A 19,527-nucleotide genomic window follows, 5' to 3' on the forward strand; every position below is an offset into this window, starting at 1 on the left:
GTACGCACCAAGCACCCATCGACAGGAACGGCACCTCATGGCCTCGGTCCCTTCCCTCGCAGCTCTCGTCCAGCAGCGCCTCGCGGACGCCCTCTCGGCAGCCCTGCCGGAGGCCGGTTCCGCGGACCCGCTGCTGCGACGAAGCGACCGGGCCGACTTCCAGGCCAACGGCATCCTGGCGCTGGCCAAGAAGCTCAAGGGGAACCCGCGTGAGCTGGCGGCCAAGGTCGTCGAGTCCCTCCCGGGCAGCGAACTGATCAAGGACATCGAGGTGTCCGGCCCCGGCTTCCTCAACATCACCGTGGCGGACGAGGCGATCCTGCGGACGCTCGCGGCGCGGCACGCCGACGACCGCCTGGGCGTCCCGTACGCCGAGGGCGCGGGCACCACCGTGATCGACTACGCGCAGCCCAACGTGGCCAAGGAGATGCACGTCGGCCACCTGCGGTCCGCGGTGATCGGTGCCTCGATGGTCGGGATCCTGGAGTTCACCGGCGAGAAGGTGGTCCGCCGGCACCACATCGGCGACTGGGGCACCCAGTTCGGCATGCTCATCCAGTACCTGATCGAGCACCCGCACGAGCTGGACCACAAGGACGAGGGCGCGGTCTCCGGCGAGGAGGCCATGTCGAACCTGAACCGCCTCTACAAGGCCTCGCGGGCGCTGTTCGACTCCGACGACGCGTTCAAGGACCGGGCGCGCCGCCGGGTGGTCGACCTGCAGGCGGGCGACGAGGAGACCCTGGCGCTCTGGCAGAAGTTCGTCGACGAGTCGAAGATCTACTTCTACTCGGTCTTCGACAAGCTCGACATGGACATCCGTGACGAGGACGTCGTCGGCGAGTCCGGCTACAACGACATGCTCACGGAGACCTGCCGACTGCTGGAGGAGTCCGGCGTCGCCGTGCGCTCCAACGGCGCGCTGTGCGTCTTCTTCGACGACGTCAAGGGCCCCGACGGCAACCCCGTCCCCCTCATCGTCCAGAAGTCCGACGGCGGCTTCGGCTACGCGGCGACCGACCTCTCCGCGATCCGCGACCGCGTGCAGGACCTGAAGGCGACCAGCCTGCTCTACGTCGTGGACGCCCGGCAGTCGCTGCACTTCAAGATGGTCTTCGAGACCGCGCGGCGGGCCGGCTGGCTGAACGAGGACGTCAAGGCCGTCCAGCTCGCGTTCGGCACCGTCCTCGGCAAGGACGGCAAGCCGTTCAAGACGCGTGAGGGTGAGACGGTCCGGCTGGTCGACCTGCTGGACGAGGCGATCGACCGGGCCGCCGCGGTGGTCCGCGAGAAGGCCAGGGACCTCACGGAGGACGAGATCGCCGAGCGCGCAGCCCAGGTGGGCATCGGCGCGGTGAAGTACGCGGACCTGTCCACGTCGGCGTCCCGGGACTACAAGTTCGACCTGGACCAGATGGTGTCGCTGAACGGCGACACGTCGGTGTACCTCCAGTACGCGTACGCGCGTATCCGGTCGATCTTCGGCAAGGCGGGCGACCGCAGCCCGGCGGTCCACCCCGAGCTCGAACTCGTCCCCGCGGAGCGTGCCCTCGCCCTGCACCTGGACCAGTTCGGCGAGGTCGTGGCCGAGGCCGCCGCGTCGTACGAGCCGCACCGGCTGGCCGCCTACCTGTACCAGCTGGCGTCGCTCTACACGACGTTCTACGACAAGTGCCCGGTCATCAAGCCGGAGCCGCCGGTCGAGGTCGCCGAGAACCGTCTCTTCCTGTGCGACCTCACCGCCCGCACCCTGCACCAGGGAATGGCCCTGCTGGGCATCCGGACGCCGGAGCGTCTCTGATCCCCGCACGACGAGACCCCGCCGTCCCGGGGGTGGACGGCGGGGCCTCGCCACGACCGGCGCCGGCTCAGCGCGCGAGCTTCCGCGCCGCCTCCGTCGCCCAGTACGTGAGGATCATGCTCGCCCCGGCCCGCTTGATGCCGGTGAGCGTCTCCATGATCGCTGCGTCGCGGTCGACCCAGCCCTTCTCCGCGGCCGCCTCGACCATCGAGTACTCCCCGGAGATCTGGTACGCGGCGACGGGCACGTCGGCCTCGGCCGCGACGCGCGCCAGGACGTCCAGGTACGGCAGCGCCGGCTTGACCATGACCATGTCCGCACCCTCGGCGAGGTCGAGCGCCAGCTCCCGCAGCGACTCTCGGACGTTGGCCGGGTCCTGCTGGTAGGTCTTGCGGTCGCCCTTCAGCGACGAGGCCACGGCCTCACGGAACGGTCCGTAGAACGCCGAGGAGTACTTCGCGGTGTAGGCGAGGACCGAGACGTCCTCCCTGCCGATGGTGTCCAGCGCGTCCCGGATGACCCCGATCTGACCGTCCATCATCCCGGACGGGCCGACGACATCGACACCGGCGTCGGCCTGGACCTGGGCCATCTCGGCGTACCGCTCCAGCGTCGCGTCGTTGTCGACACGGCCGTCGGCGTCCAGCACACCACAGTGACCGTGGTCGGTGTACTCGTCCAGACACAGGTCGGACATGACGACCAGTTCGTCACCGACCTCGTCCTTCACCGCACGGATCGCGACCTGCAGGATTCCGTCGGGGTCGGTGCCCGCGGTCCCCGCCCCGTCCTTCTTCTCGTCGAGCGGGACACCGAACAGCATGATCCCGGAGACGCCCGCCGACACCGCGTCCACCGCCGCCTTGCGCAGCGTGTCCAGGGAGTGCTGGACGACGCCCGGCATGGAGGAGATCGGCACCGGCTCGGCGGCGCCCTCCTTCACGAACGCAGGCAGGATCAGATCGGCCGGGTGGAGCCGCGTCTCGGCGACCATGCGCCGCATCGCCGGGTTGACCCGCAGCCGCCGGGGCCGCGCGCCGGGAAAGGATCCGTACACAGTCATACGCCAACGCTACGCCGCCGCCGGGGGTGCCTTTGCCGACACCTTGCCGGAGGACGGCCGGACACGGGCGGAGGGGCACGGGAAGCTCCCGTACCCCCTCCGGCACACTCCGGGGCGGGCAGTCACGCAACTGATGGCCACGGTCCGGCCGGTTGTGTTCCGCCCGTCACGTCCCGCCCATCAGGCTCCACCGCCCGCCTCAGGTCGTGCGGCGCCTCCGCGCACCCGGCCGGCGCTCGCTCGGCCGGGTGACCGGGTCGCCCGCCTCCAGCGCCGCCGCCCGGCGCCGCGCGCCGAACTCGGCGAGTGCCTCGGCCAACTTGTGCACCGACGGCTCGGGCGCCATCACGTCGACCCGCAGCCCGTGCTCCTCGGCGGTCTTCGCCGTGGCGGGGCCGATACAGGCGATCACCGTCACGTTGTGCGGCTTGCCCGCGATGCCGACGAGGTTCCGCACCGTCGAGGACGAGGTGAACAGCACGGCGTCGAATCCACCGCCCTTGATCGCCTCGCGGGTCTCGGCAGGCGGCGGCGAGGCGCGCACGGTGCGGTACGCCGTGACGTCGTCGACCTCCCAGCCCAGCTCGATCAGCCCGGCCACCAGCGTCTCGGTGGCGATGTCCGCGCGCGGCAGGAACACCCGGTCGATCGGGTCGAACACCGGGTCGTACGGCGGCCAGTCGTCCAGCAGACCGGCGGCGGACTGCTCGCCCGACGGCACCAGGTCCGGCTTCACCCCGAACTCGACCAGCGCCTTCGCGGTCTGCTCGCCGACCGCGGCGACCTTGATACCGGCGAAGGCACGGGCGTCGAGACCGTACTCCTCGAACTTCTCCCGCACCGCCTTGACGGCGTTGACTGACGTGAACGCGATCCACTCGTACCGGCCGGTGACCAGGCCCTTGACCGCGCGCTCCATCTGCTGCGGGGTACGCGGCGGCTCGACGGCGATCGTCGGCACCTCGTGCGGCACGGCGCCGTACGAGCGGAGCTGGTCGGAGAGCGAGGCGGCCTGCTCCTTGGTGCGCGGCACGAGCACCTTCCAGCCGAACAGCGGCTTGGACTCGAACCACGCGAGCTGGTCGCGCTGCGCCGCGGCACTGCGCTCCCCGACCACGGCTATCACCGGCTGGTGGCCCTCGGGCGAGGGCAGCACCTTCGCCTGCTTCAGGACCTGGGCGATGGTGCCGAGCGTGGCCGTCCAGGTGCGCTGGCGGGTCGTCGTACCGGCGACGGTGACGGTCATCGGGGTGTCCGGCTTGCGGCCGGCCGAGACCAGCTCGCTCGCGGCCGCGGCCACCGCGTCCAGCGCGGTCGACACCACGACCGTGCCGTCGCTCGCCCCGACCTCGTTCCAGCACCGCGCGTCGGCGGTACGGGCGTCGATGAACCGCACGTCCGTGCCCATCGCGTCGCGCAGCGGCACACCCGCGTACGCGGGCACACCGACCGCGGCCGCGACACCGGGCACGACCTCGAACGGAATGCCCTCGGAGGCGCAGGCGAGCATCTCCTCGCCCGCGTTCCCGTCCAGTCCCGGGTCGCCGGACACCGCACGGACGACCCGCCTGCCGGAGCGCGCGGCCTCCATGACAAGATTGGACGCGTCCCTCGATGCGGGCGCTCCGACGGTTTTTGACGTCTCGTCAACAACCGTCAGCTGTGTCGCGCCCTGCTCGAGCACGGTGACGCCCGCCCGGGCGTGCACACGTACGACGTCGAGCACATGCGGCTCGGCGATCAGGACGTCCGCGTTGCCGAGCGCCTCCACGGCGCGCAGCGTCAGCAGACCCGGATCCCCGGGGCCGGCACCGAGGAAAGTGACCTGCCCATGTGCGGAGTGGACCGAAGATGCGGTGGTGGGGCTCAAAGTGCTCGCTCCCCCATAAGACCGGCCGCACCCTTGGCGAGCATCTCGGCCGCGAGTTCGCGCCCGAGTGCCACGGCCTCGTCGTCGGACGAGGGCACGGGACCGGTGGTGGACAGCTGCACCAGCGTGGATCCGTCGGTGGTTCCGACGACACCGCGCAGGCGCATTTCGTTGACAACCTGTCCGTCGCCCAGCAGGTCGGCCAGCGCACCCACAGGTGCACTGCAGCCGGCCTCCAGGGCGGCGAGCAGGGACCGCTCGGCGGTCACGGCGGCCCGGGTGTGCGGGTCGTCGAGTCCGGCGAGCGCGGCCACGAGTTCCGTGGCCGTGGTGGTGCACTCCACGGCCAGGGCCCCCTGGCCCGGGGCGGGCAGGACGACGTCGACCGGGAGGAAATCGGTCACCTCGCCCAGCCTGCCTATCCGGCTGAGGCCGGCCGCGGCCAGCACGACCGCGTCCAGTTCACCCTTGTGGACGTATCCGACCCGGGTGTCGATGTTGCCGCGGATCGGCACGGTCTCGATCCGCAGGCCGTGGTCGCGCGCGAACGCGTTGAGCTGCGCCATGCGGCGCGGCGAACCGGTGCCGATCCTGGCACCCTCGGGCAGCTCGGCGAGCGACAGCCCGTCACGCGCGACCAGCACGTCGCGCGGGTCCTCGCGCCGCGGTATCGCCGCGAGCACCAGGCCGTCCGGCTGCGCCGTCGGCAGGTCCTTCAGCGAATGAACCGCGAAGTCCACCTCGCCGGCGAGCAGCGCCTCGCGCAGCGCCGCGACGAACACACCGGTGCCGCCGATCTGCGCAAGGTGTTCACGGGAGGTGTCCCCGTACGTGGTGATCTCCACCAGCTCGACGGGGCGGCCGGTGACCCGGCTCACCGCCTCCGCCACCTGCCCCGACTGGGACATGGCGAGCTGGCTGCGCCTCGTCCCCAGCCTCAATGCCTTCTCGGTCATGACCGCCCTCGGTTCTTGATGTCGGCCTCGTTCAGATCGGCCCGGCTGACGGCGGCGACCGTCTCGGGGTCGAGGTCGAAGAGAGTCCTCAGCGCATCGGCGTACCCGGCGCCGCCGGGCTCGCTTGCGAGCTGCTTGATCCGCACGGTGGGCGCGTGCAGGAGCTTGTCGACGACGCGGCGCACGGTCTGGGTGACCTCGGCGCGCTGCTTCTCGTCCAGGTCGGGCAGCCGGCCGTCGAGCCGCGCGATCTCCCCGGCGACGACGTCGGCAGCCATGGCGCGCAGTGCGACGACGGTCGGGGTGATGTGCGCGGCGCGCTGGGCCGCGCCGAAGGCGGAGACCTCGTCGGACACGATCGTCCGCACCTGGTCGACGTCGGCGGCCATCGGCGCGTCGGCGGACGCCTCGGCGAGGGATTCGATGTCGACCAGCCGTACGCCCGGGATGCGGTGGACGGCCGCGTCGATGTCGCGCGGCATGGCGAGGTCGAGGAGCGCCAGCCGGACCGGTCCGGTGTCACGCACCGGGGCGGCACGCCGTACGGCGCCCCGGCGGTCGGCGGCGGCGTTCTCCATCCAGGCGCCGTGCAGGCCCATGTCGTCGGCGGCCACGCCGGACGCGGCGAGGTCGTCGAGCCCGACCGGGCAGCCGTCCTCCGCTGCGGCCGGTGCCGGGTTCTCGGGCACCCGCTCCAGCGTGGCGAGCCGTGCGATGACCTCGGCGTCGGCCGCGATCCGCTGCTCCGGCCCACCGGCGGCGGACTCGTCCGCGAACGTCTGCGCGGCGGCCCGCTCCGCGGTGGCCAGCGCCTCGGACGCACCCGGCACGGCGGCGGCGGTGGCCTCCGCCGTCAGCACCAGGCCGGTCGCGCCGGTGCAGGACACCACGACGTCGACTCGTGTCAGTTCGCCGTCGACGTCGTCCATGCCCACGGCCCGGGCGGCGACGCCGGTGCCGCCGGGCTCGCTGAGGATCTGCACGAGCCGCTCCGCACGCTCCGGCGTGCGGTTGGCGACGACGATCTCGGCGACTCCGGCACGGGCCAGGGTGGCCGCGGCGAGCGAGGACATCGAGCCGGCGCCGATCACCAGCGCCCGCTTGCCCGCAGCCCATTCCGCGACCGGCCGGTCGACGGCGAGCTGCTCCAGGCCGAAGGTGACCAGGGACTGGCCGGCCCGGTCGATGCCGGTCTCGCTGTGGGCGCGCTTGCCGACCCGCAGGGCCTGCTGGAACAGATCGTTCAGCAGCCGTCCCGCGGTGTGCTGCTCCTGTCCCACGGCCAGCGCGTCCTTGATCTGACCGAGGATCTGGCCCTCGCCCACGACCATCGAGTCGAGCCCGCACGCGACCGAGAACAGGTGGTGGACCGCACGGTCCTCGTAGTGCACGTACAGATAGGGGGTGAGCTCCTCCAGCCCCACGCCGCTGTGCTGCGCGAGCAGGGTGGACAGCTCCGCGACACCGGCGTGGAACTTGTCCACGTCGGCGTAGAGCTCGATGCGGTTGCAGGTGGAGAGCACGGTGGCCTCGGCCGCGGGCTCGGCGGCGAGGGCGTCGTGCAGCAGCTTCACCCGCGCGTCCGGGGCGAGCGAGGCCCGCTCCAGGACGCTGACCGGGGCGCTGCGGTGGCTGAGGCCGACCACGAGGAGGCTCATGCCGGCATCACCGCGGGAACATCCCCGTCCGGCCCTTTGCGCTCGGACGGCGCGGCGGTGCGGATGGCGGCACCGCCCATGTCGGGGGCCGCGGCCGACGAAGGCACCGGGGTCGCGTCGGCCCCGGACTCGTCGCCTGCCTTGCGCTGCTCGTGGAACGCCAGGATCTGCAGCTCGATGGACAGGTCCACCTTGCGCACGTCGACGCCGTCCGGCACGGAGAGCACGGTCGGCGCGAAGTTCAGGATGGAGGTGACACCGGCGGCCACCAGCCGCTCGCACACCTGCTGGGCGGCCCCGGCGGGGGTCGCGATGACGCCGATCGACACGCCGTTCTCGGTGATGATCTTCTCGAGGTCGTCGGTGTGCTGGACCGGCATGCCGGCGACGGGCTTGCCCGCCATCGCGGGGTCGGCGTCGATCAGCGCGGCGACCCGGAAGCCACGGGAGGCGAACCCTCCGTAGTTGGCGAGGGCGGCGCCGAGGTTGCCGATGCCGACGATCACGACCGGCCAGTCCTGGGTGAGCCCCAGCTCACGGGAGATCTGGTACACGAGGTACTCGACGTCGTAACCGACGCCGCGCGTACCGTACGAGCCGAGGTAGGAAAAGTCCTTGCGGAGCTTGGCGGAGTTGACCCCTGCGGCGGCGGCGAGCTCCTCGGACGACACCGTGGGGACCGAGCGCTCGGAGAGCGCGGTCAGCGCACGCAGATACAGCGGAAGCCGGGCGACGGTGGCCTCGGGGATTCCTCGGCTACGGGTCGCCGGTCGGTGAGTTCGGCCAGTTGCCACGGTGCTCCTGCGGGATGAGCGAGGCTCCGGGCGGCCGTCGTACCCATGGCCGCCCCGTCGACAGCAGGCTATGTCTTTGTGAACACGTGCACAAAGATGGTGTCCGGTTTGTCCGTCCAAAGTGACCGGGCTCACGCACGCCGATCGCGGCCGCCGGGAACTCTCCGGGAGCCCCGGGCGTCGGAAGCCCGAAGGGGGCGGCGCCGGGAACACGAAGGGCGCATGGCCGCTCACCCCGCTCACACCCGCGCCCCCGGTACGTCCCCGAGCACCCGCGGAGCACCACGGCACGGCCGTCCGCCCGGCGATCACGCCCCGAGGGCCCGGCGCAGCCGGTTCTCGTCCACCCGCCAGAACGTGTGCTGCTCCCCGTCCACCAGCACCACCGGGATCTGCTCCCAGTAGGCACGGTGCAGCGCCTCGTCCTGGGCGATGTCCTTCTCCTCCCAGGAGGCACCGGTCTCCGCGCAGACCTTCTCGATCACCACCCGGGCGTCGTCGCACAGATGACAGCCCGGCTTCCCCACCAGGGTCACCAGGCGCTCGGCCGGCTTCTTGTTCCCGCGACGCAGCAATGGACTCATGTCCCCATTCTCCGCCGCGCCGTCGGCCGTCCGGGCGCCCTCCAACGGGTCGTTTAACACACAGGTCGCGGAGAGTTCACACCTTCGCACCCCGGCAGGGCCGGAAGGCCCGAACAGACTGGCTATGCTCACGACATGGCCGCATTGGGATGGCTCACCCCTCGTAGGCGCCCCGCAACCGCACGCAGCGTGCTGGCGGGCGAGGCGTCGGCCGAGGCAGCGCGCAAGACGTCGCAGGAGCTCGCACCGGCGGGGGAACCGGCACCGGCCGAGCCCGAGGAACAGGCCTTCCCCGTCATCGGGGACGACCGCGCGGCCGCGTTCTTCGACCTCGACAACACCGTGATGCAGGGCGCCGCGATCTTCCACTTCGGACGCGGACTGTACAAGCGCAAGTTCTTCCAGCGCCGCGAACTCGTCCGGTTCGCCTGGCAACAGGCCTGGTTCCGGCTGGCGGGCGTCGAGGACCCCGAGCACATCGCCGACGCCCGTGACAGCGCGCTGTCGATCGTCAAGGGCCACCGGGTCTCCGAGCTGACGTCCATCGGCGAGGAGATCTACGACGAGTACATGGCGGACCGCATCTGGCCGGGCACGCGCGCCCTGGCGCAGGCCCACCTCGACGCGGGCCAGAAGGTCTGGCTGGTCACCGCGGCACCCGTCGAGACGGCCACGATCATCGCCCGCAGGCTCGGCCTGACCGGCGCCCTGGGCACCGTCGCCGAGTCCGTCGACGGCGTGTACACCGGCAAACTGGTGGGCGAACCGCTGCACGGCCCCGCCAAGGCCGAGGCGGTGCGCGCCCTGGCCGCCGCCGAGGGCCTGGACCTCTCGCGCTGCGCCGCCTACAGCGATTCGGCGAACGACATTCCGATGCTCTCGCTCGTCGGGCATCCGTATGCGATCAATCCCGACACCAAACTGCGCAAACACGCCCGCGCCCTCGACTGGCGGCTGCGCGACTACCGCACCGGCCGCAAGGCCGCCAAGGTCGGCATCCCGGCTGCGGCCGGCGTGGGCGCCATCGCGGGCGGCACGGCCGCCGCGGTCGCCCTGCACCGCCGTCGCCGCTGACCGTCCCACCTGCCCCTCGGCCCCCAATGGGCCCCGTGACACCGCTTCACGGGATGCGTCCGGGCAGGCGCTCCCGCCTGCCCGCCCCCGGCCCCCGGCGGTCCCGCAGCATCCCTCGCGGGCACAACCCATTCCGCAATCAGGCAGATGACGTTCTCGCCCGATCAGCAAATGCTCACAAAGTGCTACTTGATCCGCCGCCCAGACGTAACAGAAGCGACGGAATCGATGATTTGAGCAACTCGGTGTAGCAGTCCCTGCACGAAGCGTTATTCTCCTCAGACGCACAAGGGAACCCACACGTCGCCACGACGAGTGAACGGTCCCGCACTGCACGTGATGGAAGCTCTGCCTCTGGGAGTCCCGTGTACCCACACGTCGGGGTTGACGCCTCGGGCCTGGCTACGCTGCGCGCAACGGTCCTCGGCCACTTGCGCGGCTTCGTCCCCACCGCGTACGCCGTCCCCGCCTTCGCCGTGCCGGTCACCGCCACCAGCGGACCGGTCGGCCCGTGCTACGCCCTGGCCGAGGGCGGAGCGGCCGTAGGGAGACGGGCGGGCACCCGTACCGCCTCGGGCACCCCCGCGCGCGCCGCAGGGACCACGGCACGCCGCCCCAGCGCGGACAGCGACAGCGCGCGGATGATGGACCTGGTCGAACGCGCCCAGGCAGGCGAGGCCGAGGCCTTCGGCCGGCTGTACGACCAGTACAGCGACACCGTGTACCGGTACATCTACTACCGGGTCGGCGGCAAGGCGACCGCGGAGGACCTGACCAGCGAGACCTTTCTGCGGGCCCTGCGCCGGATCTCCACCTTCACCTGGCAGGGCCGGGACTTCGGCGCCTGGCTGGTCACCATCGCCCGCAACCTGGTCGCCGACCACTTCAAGTCGAGCAGGTTCCGGCTCGAAGTGACCACGGGCGAAATGCTCGACGCCAACGAGGTCGAGCGCAGCCCCGAGGAGTCCGTCCTCGAATCCCTCTCCAACGCGGCCCTGCTGGAGGCCGTCCGCAAGCTCAACCCCCAGCAGCAGGAATGCGTCACACTGCGCTTCCTCCAAGGCCTCTCGGTCGCCGAGACCGCCCGCGTGATGGGCAAGAACGAAGGCGCCATCAAGACCCTCCAGTACCGGGCCGTCCGCACCCTGGCCCGGCTGCTGCCCGACGACGCCCGCTGACCGGCGGCCGCTGCCCCGAACGGCCCAACTCCCTTTCTACTCACTGCTGGTGACCCTTTCATGACGCTGTGGTCGGATCATCCTTCGTCCGTAACCCAAGCGCCTCACCGCTCGTTGAGCGGGATGCAGGCTCCCTGTGGTCACGCCACGCCCGCAGCCAATCACTCGTTCGTGTGGATGTGCTCAAGGCGGGCAACCTTTCGGACCCCTTGGGGAGTCGACCGTCATGACGAGAGGAGGTGCCGCCAGTGATCGCACATGTGTCGCCGCACCGGCGGGCGAACGCCTTCGCCCAGGCCCTGGAGGACCGGACACTCCAGGACCCGGCGGCCGAACAGCCCGGTGGTCCCGACGAACGGACCGAGCGCGACCGGATGTTGACCCTTGCCCATGGTCTCGGCACCCTGCCGTCACCGGAAATGGACCCAGAGGTCAAAGTGGTGCAGCGTGCCCAGCTGGTAGCCGCCATGGAGGCGATGTTCGCCGGGAGCGGTGCGACGGCAGACCCTCCCCTGCCCGAGCAGCGGACCGGCCGTGGCGCCCATCGGGCGGCCTCGCTCCGGAAGATGCGACCCCGCTCCCGCTGGTCCAAGGGCATCGCGGCGGGCGGCCTCACCGTCGGTGTGGCCGCGGGGGCGTTCGGGGGGGTCGCCGCTGCCAGCTCCGACGCCCTCCCCGGTGACTCGCTGTACGGACTCAAGCGGGGCATGGAGGACATCAAGCTCGGTATCACGGACGGCGACGCCGACCGCGGCCTCGTCTATCTGGACCAGGCCTCCACCCGGTTCAGCGAAGCCCGCCGACTGATGGAACGCGGCCGGGCCGCCGAACTGGACCACGAGACGCTCGGCGAGATCCGGCGTGCCCTGACCGGCATGCGGCACGACGCGACCGAGGGCCACCGGCTGCTCCACGAGGTGTACGAGCGGGACGGTTCCCTGGGCCCCATCCAGGCCCTGTCCTCGTTCACCCAGTCGCACCGCGACGGGTGGAGCAGACTCCGACAGCAGCTGCCCCCTCAGCTGACCGACGTCAGCAATGAGGTGAGCTCGGTCTTCGACGCCATAGACGAAGAGGTCGCGCCGCTCCAGTCGCTGCTGCCGGCCGCCCCCGAGCCGGGCCGGCAGTCCGAGGACGCCCGCCCCGGCGGCTCGGCGACCGGCTCCTCGGTCCCGGAGGGGCAGCTTCCCTCGGCGCCCGCCTCGTCGGGCACGGCCGACGGCACCCGCACCACGCCCCAGCCGACCACCGGATCCGGCTCCACCGCACCGGCGCAGGACGGCCTGCTGGGCGGCAGCACCGGCGGTCTGCTCGAACCGCCCACGACCGGTACCAGCCCCAGCCAGCCCGGCACCGGCGGCAGTGGGACCCCCGACACGGACGTCACCCTGCCCCCGATCCTGCCCGGCCTGCTGCCAGGCATCGGTATCGACGGCCAGGACGCGGGCTGACCCACCCCGGCGGTCGGTGTCACTTCGTCAGAAGAACACCGACCGCCGCTGCACGAGCAGCTTGTAGAGGGTGTGCTGGATCTGCTCACGGACCTGGTCCGTGAGGTTGAACATCAGCATCGGGTCCTCCGCCGCCTCCGGCGGATACCCGTCCGTCGGGATCGGCTCACCGAACTGGATCGTCCACTTCGTCGGCAGCGGCACCGCACCCAGCGGACCCAGCCACGGGAACGTCGGCGTCAGTGGGAAGTACGGGAATCCCAGCACGCGTGCGAGCATCTTCGCGTTGCCGATCATGGGATAGATCTCCTCGGCCCCGACGATCGAGCACGGCACGATCGGAGTCCCCGCCCGCAGCGCCGTCGACACGAACCCGCCACGCCCGAACCGCTGCAGCTTGTACCGCTCGCTGAACGGCTTCCCGATGCCCTTGAAGCCTTCCGGCATCACGCCGACCACCTCGCCCCGCTGGAGGAGACGCTCGGCGTCCTCCGCGCACGCGAGGGTGTGCCCCGCCTTCCGCGCCAGCTCGTTCACCACCGGCAGCACGAACACCAGGTCCGCCGCGAGCAGCCGCAGATGCCGACCCGCCGGATGGTGGTCGTGCACCGCGACCTGCATCATCAGGCCGTCGAGCGGCAGCGTCCCCGAATGGTTCGCGACGACGAGCGCCCCGCCCTCCGACGGGATGTTCTCGATGCCCTTGACCTCGACCCGGAAATACTTGTCGAAGAGCGGCCTCAGCAGGGACATCAGGACCTGGTCCGTCAGCTCCTTGTCGTAGCCGAAGTCGTCGACCTCGTACTCACCGGTGATACGGCGGCGCAGGAACGCCAGACCACCCGCGATACGCCGGTCCCACTTGCCCTCGGCACCGGCCTCGGCGGCCTCTGCGGGCGTCACCGGGAGCGCACCGTCCGGGTCCGGGGCGCCCCCGGAGGTCTCCTCCTCCCGTGTGGCGGCCTGTTCCGGCACCGGCGCGAGCGGCGCCGTGCTGCGGCCCGACGGCCGCTTCATCGCCCCGTCCTTGCCCTTGGGTCTCGGCGCCGCCCTCCTCGTCCTCGGTTCGTCACCGAAGGGAATGACCTTGGCGTCGGCCATGTCAGTTGCGCTCCTTGCTCACGAGGGTGGAGAGCCGGTCCACGGTTCGGGCGAGGGTCTCGGGGGGCAGCAGGCCCGGCGCCCGGCTGCGCGCGAAGTCCGCGAAGGCCTCCGCGGTCGTGTACTTCGGTTCGAAGCCCAGCGTCTCGCGCATCTGGACGGTGCTCACCACCCGGCCGTGGGTCAGGAGACGGATCTGCTCCGGCGAGAAGTCCGTGAACCCGACCGTGCGCAGCGTCGTGCCGACCCAGGTGACGGCCGGCAGCAGCACCGGCACCGTCGGCCGTCCGAGCCGGCGCGAGCACTGCGAGAGCAACAGCACCCCGTCCCCGGCGATGTTGAAGGTGCCGCTGTTGAGGGTGGCGCGCCGCGGCTCGTTCGCCGCGATCCGCAGTACGTCGATCACGTCGTCCTCGTGGACGAACTGCAGGCGCGGGTCATAGCCGAACACGGTCGGCATGACGGGAAGGGAGAAGTAGTCGGCGAGCGGCGAGTCGGCGCACGGGCCGAGGATGTTCGCGAAACGCAGCACGCACACGGCCACATCGGGCCGGCGGCGCGCGAAGCCCCGCACATAGCCCTCCACCTCGACAGCGTCCTTGGCGAAGCCCCCACTGGGCAGCGACTTCGGCGGGGTGGTCTCGGTGAACACCGCGGGGTCCCGGGGCGCCGACCCGTACACACTGGTGCTGGACTTCACCACCAGCCGCTTCACAGCCGGAGACTTCTGGCACGCGCCCAGCAGCTGCATGGTGCCGATGACATTGGTCTCCTTGACCGACGAGCGGCCCCCGGAGCCCAGCGGCGTTCCGGTGACGTCCATATGGACCACCGTGTCGACCGCGTACTCGGCCAGCACCCTCGCTATGGCCGGCTGCCGGATATCGGCCCGTACGAACTCGGCGCCACCGAGATGGTGGTCGGGCGCGACCGCATCGACCGCGATGACCCGGTCCACGTCCGGTTCGCGTTGGATCCGCCGTACGAAACGGCTGCCGAGCTGCCGGGCCACCCCGGTGACGAGCACGGTCCTGCCCAAGATCAGCGCCTTCCTTCGGTCCTCTCCGAGGTGCCCTCCGCGCCACCGTAGCGGGTTGACGTTGCGCTGTGATGACCGCGTGCTGCCCGAGTGGCGCAAGGTTTTGGCAAACCACGGCCGAGCGGGACAGGACGACACGGAAAAGCACCGCAGCCCTCCCGCCGGAAAGGCGGAAGGGCTGCGGTCCGATCCCGAAACAGCGTCGCTTACTTCTTGTTGCGACGCTGAACGCGGGTGCGCTTGAGCAGCTTGCGGTGCTTCTTCTTGGCCATCCGCTTGCGCCGCTTCTTGATAACAGAGCCCACGACTACCCTCGCTCACTTCTTCTCACTCGGTGCGGGGCGTCTGGGCCCACACGACCTACGTCGGCCTAGCCTACCCGCCACCGCGTGAGGGAGGTAATCCGAGGGACACGTCAGGCTGATTCCACCCCCACAAAAGATTCCCGGAGGTACTCGTGAACCGCCTGCTCCGGCACCCGGAAGGACCTCCCCACCCGGATCGCCGGCAGATGACCGCTGTGCACCAGCCGGTACACGGTCATCTTCGACACTCGCATCACCGAGGCGACCTCCGCCACGGTCAGGAACTTGACCTCGTTGAGAGGCCTCTCGCCAGCAGCAGCCATGACCCACCTGAACCTTCCGCGCACGCCGGGCACCGGCTTCCCCTCCGGTAACTCTTCGTCGTTGCGCGCTCACTCACCAGACTAGGGGCGGGTGGTGCGAGTGGGGAAGAGGAGCCGCCAAGGGCCGCTACTGTGACAGACACGCTCGATTGAGTACATAGCGTGTCAGCGGCCGGTAGTACGCGGGCCGCACGCCGTCATCAAGCGGAACGGCGACCGACACCCGGCCCTCCGCCTCCCCCACGAACAGCGCGGGATCGTCCGTGTCCGCCAGACCGACTGCCTCGATACCCAGCTGACCTGCCCCGCAGACCCATCCGTGGTCCCCGACGACCAGAGCCGGAAGCGGCCCGCCGGACTCCGCCACAGCCTCCAGAACGGCACGAACCGGCAGCGGGGAATGGGTGTGCGCGCCGGTCACACTGCCGGGCCCCAGCACCCCGGGTTCGCGCACCAGCGCGACGCCCCGTACGTAGTCCAGGTGGAAGGTACGTACCCCGAACCGCGTCGTTATGTCGACACATCGCCCCTGCGCGGGGGTGAGAACAAGACAGCCGGCCGCCGACAAGGCGTCTGCCAGCCCGGCGTAGAAGCCCAGCAGCCGGTGCGGATGCCCGGTGCCGAAGAGCACCGGCTCCCTTCTCGCCGCCACCGACCGCAACCGCTCGGCCAGCGCGTCCAGCCCCGCAAGGGTCCGCTCCGGGTCGATCACGTCCGGCCCGGAGACATGGTCCGGATCGGCGGACACCCCGCATTTGTCGGCCATCAGCCGGAGCAGGTCCTGCTCGCCCCAGCCCCGCTCCGGGTCGAGCCCGAGCGTCACCCGCGGGTCGCGCACCGCGAAGAGCCGGTAGCTGCGCAGGCTGTCCTCTCGCGCCGTCGCCACCGGCCCCGCCAGCCGGGCAGCCAGCAGATGCGCACGCAATGCTCCGGTGCTCAACACCCTGCCGATGCTCCCGCAACCCGCCGGAGCCGGCCCCGATTCCCGGCGAACACCCCACACTTGGCCTAACGGCCGAGCTGCCCGCCATCCCGCCGGGCGGACACCCCCTAGGGGCAATGCCGCTGACCTAACAGGGTTCGCGATTTGCTGACCTGTAACGATGCTCCGATCGGCATGCCCTGGAAGCCCGCAAAGTCAGCGGCATTGCCCCTAGGCGAGGAGCCCGCGCAGCGGGAAGACCGCCCGCCGCGTCGCGAGGACCGCCTGGTCGAGCCGGTCGGCCGGGTCGTAGCCGGCCTCCCACTCCCGCCACGACACCGTCCGCCCGTCCGTCATCCGCCCCGGCCCCAACTGCCGCGTCCGCGCGTACACCTCGCTCCGCCACGACTCCGGGACCACGGACTCCGGATCGACCGGGGCGTGCGCCGCGATCCCGACCAGATGCGTCCAGGACCGCGGTACGACGTCGACGACCGCGTAACCGCCGCCTCCCAGCGCCACCCAGCGCCCGCCGTCCACATGCTCGTGGGCGAGCGCGTGGCACGCCTGCTGGACCGCCCGCTGGGCGTCCAGCGACACCGTCAGATGGGCCAGCGGGTCCTCGAAATGGGTGTCGGCACCGTGCTGGGTGACCAGCACCTGCGGCCGGAAGCCGGCGAGCAGCTCCGGCACCACGGCGTGGAACGCCCGCAGCCAGCCCGCGTCCCCGGTGCCGGGCGGCAGCGCGAGATTGACCGCGGAACCCTCGGCTCGCAGGCCGCCCGTCTCCTCCGGCCAGCCCGTCCCGGGGAACAGCATCCGCGGATGCTCGTGCAGGGAGATCGTCAGGACCCGCGGATCGTCCCAGAACGCCGCCTGCACACCGTCCCCGTGATGCACGTCCACGTCCACGTAGGCGACCCGCTCGGCGCCCAGCTCCAACAGCCGCGCGATGGCCAGAGACGCGTCGTTGTAGATGCAGAAGCCGGCCGCGCCGCCCGGCATCGCGTGATGCAGCCCGCCGGCGAAGTTCACCGCATGCTCCGCGGTGCCGCGCCACACCGCCTCGGCGGCCGCGACCGACTGTCCCGCGATCAGTGCCGACGCCTCGTGCATCCCGGCGAACGCCGGATCGTCCATCGTCCCGAGACCGTACGCCTCGTCGGCCGAGTCAGGATCGGCGGAGGCGGCGCGCACTGCGGCCACGTAATCCTCACGGTGGACGAGCCGCAGCGTCGAGTCCCCGGCCGGCCTGGCGGCCACCACGTCGACGACCCGGTCGAGTCCGTACGCCCGCACCAGACCCATGGTCAGCGCGAGCCTGACCGGATCCATCGGGTGGCTCGGCCCGAAGTCATACCCCGTTACTGCTTCGTCCCACATCAAGAGTGCGCGGCCGCTCATGCCCGCCACCGTATCGGGCACCTCCTGGGCCGAATGATCCGGCGTACAACAGCGTCGCCAGGACGAGCAGCATCGGCACCAGCATCGCGCCCCGGTAGCTCCAGGTGTCTCCGAGGGCACCCACGAGCGGCGAGCCGATCAGGAACCCGGCGTAGTTGAAGACGTTCAGCCGGGCGATCGCCGTGTCCGCCGCACCGGGACCGTGCTCCTCGAACACCCGCCGCCCCGCTGCGGCGAAGGTCTGCGGGACCAGGACGCACAAGCCCAGCCCAAGCAGCGTGAAGCCGAGCAGCGCCGTCCCGGCCTCCTGCGCCGCCGCCACGATCCCGAATCCGGCCGCCCCCAGCACGGCCCCGCCCCGCACGACCGCCGCCGCCCCGAACCGCCGCACCCCGAGATCCCCGAGCGAGCGGCCCAGCAGCGTGGTCACCATGTACACGTTGTACGGCAGCGTCGCCGTCTGCTCCGAGCTCCCGACCACGTCCTGGACGTACTTCGCGCCCCAGTTCGACACCGTCGAATCCCCGATGTACGCGAACGTCATCACCACGCAGAACGGCAGCAGCAGCCGGAATCCCACCCGTCCGGACGCCGCACCGCCGGTGGCGTAGCCCGCCCCGGTGCCCTCCTTGCCCGACACGTACCGGCGGCCCACCACGAGCATGCCCGGCGCCAGGACCGCGACGACCGGCAGGAAGGACACGAACAGGGGCAGGTGCCAGTGCGCCGCGGCCCAGGCGAGCGACGCGCCGACGATGCCACCGAGGCTGTACGCCGCGTGGAAGCCGAGCATGATGCTCCGCCCGTAGGCCCGTTGAAGGCTGACCCCGAGCATGTTCATGGACGCGTCGAGCGCGCCCACGGCGAGGCCGAACACGGCGAGCGACACCGCCGCCTGCCACATCTCCCGACCCGCCGCGACCGCCAGAAGAGACAGCAGCACCACGGGCTGCGACCAGCGCAGCACCACGCTCGCCGGCACCCGGCTCACCAGCCGCTCGGTGAGGATGCTCCCGGCGCCGGCCAGGACGGGTACGGCCGCCAGGAAGGCGGGCAGCAGGCCGTCGGAGATGCCGTACCGGTCCTGGACGGCGGGTATGCGGGTCACCAGGAGCGCGAAGGCCACGCCTTGTGCGCAGAAACTCAGCGCCAGCGCCGCTCTGCCGTGCCGCAGCCGCCGGTCGGTCGCTTCGGTCATGGCGGCACAGCGTAGGCCCGCCCTCACTCCGGGGATAGCCGGATCACGCGAGCAATTCGAGCAGCTGACCCATGTCCGCGAAGTGCCCGTCAGCGTCCGTGAGTCGGTCCTCGGGCGTCATGGCGGTGAACCCGTACACGTCCATGCCGGCCGCCCGGGCCGCGGCGACGCCGAGCCGGCTGTCCTCGATCACCACGCACCGCCCGGGAGCCACTCCCATCCGCTCCGCGGCGTGCAGGAACAGGTCCGGCGCCGGCTTCCCGCGGCCGACGTCCTCCGCGCTGAAGACGATGCCGTCGTCGAACCATCGGTCGAGTCCGGTCGTACGGTGCCCCACGCGGATCCGCTCATGGCTCCCCGACGAGGCGACGCAGTACGGCACCCCTGCCGCGACCAGCCCGGCGAGGAGGTCGGGAACTCCCGCCACCGCCTTCAACTCCCTTTCGAAGGCGGCGAAGACACGGGCGTGGAATGTCTCGTCGAAGTCAGCGGGCAGCCGTTGTCCCGAGCGCTCCAGGATCAGATCGTGGATCCGGTGCATCGCGGAGCCCATGTAGTCCCGGATCGACTCTTCGTAGGTGGTGGGGTGTCCCAGTTCGGTGAGAAAGGCGGCGAGAATCGTGTTCGATATCGGCTCGCTGTCGACGAGTACCCCGTCGTTGTCGAAGACAACCATGTCATAGCGCATGGCGCTCACTGTAGAAGGCCCCGAACGCAGGGAAGCCCCGCACCTCACGGTGCGGGGCTTCCCCATTCACAATTAGTTCGGCGGCGTCCTACTCTCCCACAGGGTCCCCCCTGCAGTA

At 71.0% G+C, this 19,527-nt stretch carries 18 protein-coding genes; 4 read left to right on the top strand and 14 right to left on the bottom strand.

Annotated elements, in window-relative coordinates; genetic code table 11:
• Nucleotides 1-37: 37 nt before the first annotated feature.
• Nucleotides 38-1,801, top strand: coding sequence for an arginine--tRNA ligase (gene argS, locus ACZ4Z5_RS20475; protein ID WP_468264671.1), 1,764 nt, complete (start codon nucleotides 38-40; stop codon nucleotides 1,799-1,801).
• Nucleotides 1,802-1,868: 67 nt separating this feature from the next.
• Here argS and hemB read toward each other — a convergent pair whose 3' ends face one another.
• The 6 genes from hemB to ACZ4Z5_RS20505 all read right to left on the bottom strand — a co-directional run bounded on the left by hemB (nucleotide 1,869) and on the right by ACZ4Z5_RS20505 (nucleotide 8,726).
• Nucleotides 1,869-2,864, bottom strand: coding sequence for a porphobilinogen synthase (hemB, locus tag ACZ4Z5_RS20480; RefSeq protein WP_468264673.1), 996 nt, complete (start codon nucleotides 2,862-2,864; stop codon nucleotides 1,869-1,871).
• Between the two features lie 199 nt (nucleotides 2,865-3,063).
• Nucleotides 3,064-4,734 carry a bifunctional uroporphyrinogen-III C-methyltransferase/uroporphyrinogen-III synthase gene (locus ACZ4Z5_RS20485; RefSeq protein WP_468264675.1) on the bottom strand — a complete coding sequence of 557 codons (1,671 nt, stop codon included), beginning with the start codon at nucleotides 4,732-4,734 and terminating at the stop codon, nucleotides 3,064-3,066.
• A complete protein-coding gene (gene hemC, locus ACZ4Z5_RS20490) occupies nucleotides 4,731-5,690 on the bottom strand; it encodes a hydroxymethylbilane synthase (protein WP_468264677.1) in 960 nt (319 codons plus the stop codon). Before hemC ends, ACZ4Z5_RS20485 begins: the two co-directional genes overlap by 4 nt.
• Nucleotides 5,687-7,348, bottom strand: a complete 1,662-nt coding sequence (locus ACZ4Z5_RS20495; RefSeq protein WP_468264679.1) for a glutamyl-tRNA reductase — start codon at nucleotides 7,346-7,348, stop codon at nucleotides 5,687-5,689. Before ACZ4Z5_RS20495 ends, hemC begins: the two co-directional genes overlap by 4 nt.
• Complete coding sequence (locus tag ACZ4Z5_RS20500; protein WP_468264681.1) at nucleotides 7,345-8,142, bottom strand: redox-sensing transcriptional repressor Rex; 798 nt, start codon at nucleotides 8,140-8,142, stop codon at nucleotides 7,345-7,347. Before ACZ4Z5_RS20500 ends, ACZ4Z5_RS20495 begins: the two co-directional genes overlap by 4 nt.
• Nucleotides 8,143-8,450: 308 nt before the next feature.
• The gene (locus ACZ4Z5_RS20505; RefSeq protein WP_468264683.1) at nucleotides 8,451-8,726 is read right to left on the bottom strand and encodes a glutaredoxin family protein; all 276 of its coding nucleotides are present in this window, start codon (nucleotides 8,724-8,726) and stop codon (nucleotides 8,451-8,453) included.
• 135 nt (nucleotides 8,727-8,861) lie between these two features.
• Here ACZ4Z5_RS20505 and ACZ4Z5_RS20510 point away from each other — a divergent pair, with 135 nt between their 5' ends.
• The 3 genes from ACZ4Z5_RS20510 (at nucleotide 8,862) to ACZ4Z5_RS20520 (ending at nucleotide 12,429) form a co-directional block, all read left to right on the top strand.
• Nucleotides 8,862-9,800: an HAD family hydrolase gene (locus ACZ4Z5_RS20510; protein ID WP_468264685.1), complete on the top strand. Its 939-nt coding sequence runs from the start codon at nucleotides 8,862-8,864 to the stop codon at nucleotides 9,798-9,800.
• Nucleotides 9,801-10,165: 365 nt separating this feature from the next.
• Nucleotides 10,166-10,978, top strand: a complete 813-nt coding sequence (locus ACZ4Z5_RS20515; RefSeq protein ID WP_468264687.1) for an ECF subfamily RNA polymerase sigma factor, BldN family — start codon at nucleotides 10,166-10,168, stop codon at nucleotides 10,976-10,978.
• 248 nt (nucleotides 10,979-11,226) lie between these two features.
• The gene (locus ACZ4Z5_RS20520) at nucleotides 11,227-12,429 is read left to right on the top strand and encodes a DUF5667 domain-containing protein (protein ID WP_468264689.1); all 1,203 of its coding nucleotides are present in this window, start codon (nucleotides 11,227-11,229) and stop codon (nucleotides 12,427-12,429) included.
• Between the two features lie 27 nt (nucleotides 12,430-12,456).
• Here ACZ4Z5_RS20520 and ACZ4Z5_RS20525 read toward each other — a convergent pair whose 3' ends face one another.
• From ACZ4Z5_RS20525 to ACZ4Z5_RS20560, 8 genes are all read right to left on the bottom strand, one after another.
• Entirely contained in the window at nucleotides 12,457-13,530 is a 1,074-nt protein-coding gene (locus ACZ4Z5_RS20525; RefSeq protein WP_468264691.1) for a lysophospholipid acyltransferase family protein, read from the bottom strand.
• A 1-nt stretch (nucleotide 13,531) separates the two neighbouring features.
• Nucleotides 13,532-14,569: an NAD-dependent epimerase/dehydratase family protein gene (locus ACZ4Z5_RS20530; protein WP_468264693.1), complete on the bottom strand. Its 1,038-nt coding sequence runs from the start codon at nucleotides 14,567-14,569 to the stop codon at nucleotides 13,532-13,534.
• Nucleotides 14,570-14,775: 206 nt separating this feature from the next.
• On the bottom strand, nucleotides 14,776-14,874 hold the full coding sequence (locus ACZ4Z5_RS20535; protein ID WP_003948845.1) for a 30S ribosomal protein bS22: 99 nt from the start codon (nucleotides 14,872-14,874) through the stop codon (nucleotides 14,776-14,778).
• A gap of 110 nt (nucleotides 14,875-14,984) precedes the next feature.
• Complete coding sequence (locus ACZ4Z5_RS20540) at nucleotides 14,985-15,197, bottom strand: helix-turn-helix domain-containing protein (RefSeq protein ID WP_242329139.1); 213 nt, start codon at nucleotides 15,195-15,197, stop codon at nucleotides 14,985-14,987.
• A gap of 127 nt (nucleotides 15,198-15,324) precedes the next feature.
• Complete coding sequence (locus ACZ4Z5_RS20545) at nucleotides 15,325-16,140, bottom strand: phosphatase (RefSeq protein ID WP_468264695.1); 816 nt, start codon at nucleotides 16,138-16,140, stop codon at nucleotides 15,325-15,327.
• Between the two features lie 210 nt (nucleotides 16,141-16,350).
• Nucleotides 16,351-17,523 (bottom strand): acetoin utilization protein AcuC, encoded by a 1,173-nt coding sequence (locus ACZ4Z5_RS20550; protein ID WP_468264697.1) that lies wholly within the window; start codon nucleotides 17,521-17,523, stop codon nucleotides 16,351-16,353.
• Nucleotides 17,474-18,721: an MFS transporter gene (locus ACZ4Z5_RS20555; RefSeq protein ID WP_468264699.1), complete on the bottom strand. Its 1,248-nt coding sequence runs from the start codon at nucleotides 18,719-18,721 to the stop codon at nucleotides 17,474-17,476. Before ACZ4Z5_RS20555 ends, ACZ4Z5_RS20550 begins: the two co-directional genes overlap by 50 nt.
• Nucleotides 18,722-18,764: 43 nt before the next feature.
• Nucleotides 18,765-19,409, bottom strand: a complete 645-nt coding sequence (locus ACZ4Z5_RS20560) for an HAD family hydrolase (RefSeq protein WP_468264701.1) — start codon at nucleotides 19,407-19,409, stop codon at nucleotides 18,765-18,767.
• Between the last annotated feature and the right edge of the window lie 118 nt (nucleotides 19,410-19,527).

The sequence above is a fragment of the Streptomyces sp. NPDC030222 genome (assembly GCF_055573115.1).

Excerpts from the sequence above, each read along its gene's own strand:
- ACZ4Z5_RS20525 (WP_468264691.1), bottom strand. The coding sequence starts at position 13,530 with ATGGCCGACGCCAAGGTCATTCCCTTCGGTGACGAACCGAGGACGAGG.
- ACZ4Z5_RS20550 (WP_468264697.1), bottom strand. The coding sequence starts at position 17,523 with ATGAGCGGCCGCGCACTCTTGATGTGGGACGAAGCAGTAACGGGGTAT.
- ACZ4Z5_RS20560 (WP_468264701.1), bottom strand. The coding sequence starts at position 19,409 with ATGCGCTATGACATGGTTGTCTTCGACAACGACGGGGTACTCGTCGAC.
- ACZ4Z5_RS20495 (WP_468264679.1), bottom strand. The coding sequence starts at position 7,348 with ATGAGCCTCCTCGTGGTCGGCCTCAGCCACCGCAGCGCCCCGGTCAGC.
- hemC (WP_468264677.1), bottom strand. The coding sequence starts at position 5,690 with ATGACCGAGAAGGCATTGAGGCTGGGGACGAGGCGCAGCCAGCTCGCC.
- hemB (WP_468264673.1), bottom strand. The coding sequence starts at position 2,864 with ATGACTGTGTACGGATCCTTTCCCGGCGCGCGGCCCCGGCGGCTGCGG.
- ACZ4Z5_RS20510 (WP_468264685.1), top strand. The coding sequence starts at position 8,862 with ATGGCCGCATTGGGATGGCTCACCCCTCGTAGGCGCCCCGCAACCGCA.
- ACZ4Z5_RS20555 (WP_468264699.1), bottom strand. The coding sequence starts at position 18,721 with ATGACCGAAGCGACCGACCGGCGGCTGCGGCACGGCAGAGCGGCGCTG.
- ACZ4Z5_RS20540 (WP_242329139.1), bottom strand. The coding sequence starts at position 15,197 with ATGGCTGCTGCTGGCGAGAGGCCTCTCAACGAGGTCAAGTTCCTGACC.
- argS (WP_468264671.1), top strand. The coding sequence starts at position 38 with ATGGCCTCGGTCCCTTCCCTCGCAGCTCTCGTCCAGCAGCGCCTCGCG.
- ACZ4Z5_RS20505 (WP_468264683.1), bottom strand. The coding sequence starts at position 8,726 with ATGAGTCCATTGCTGCGTCGCGGGAACAAGAAGCCGGCCGAGCGCCTG.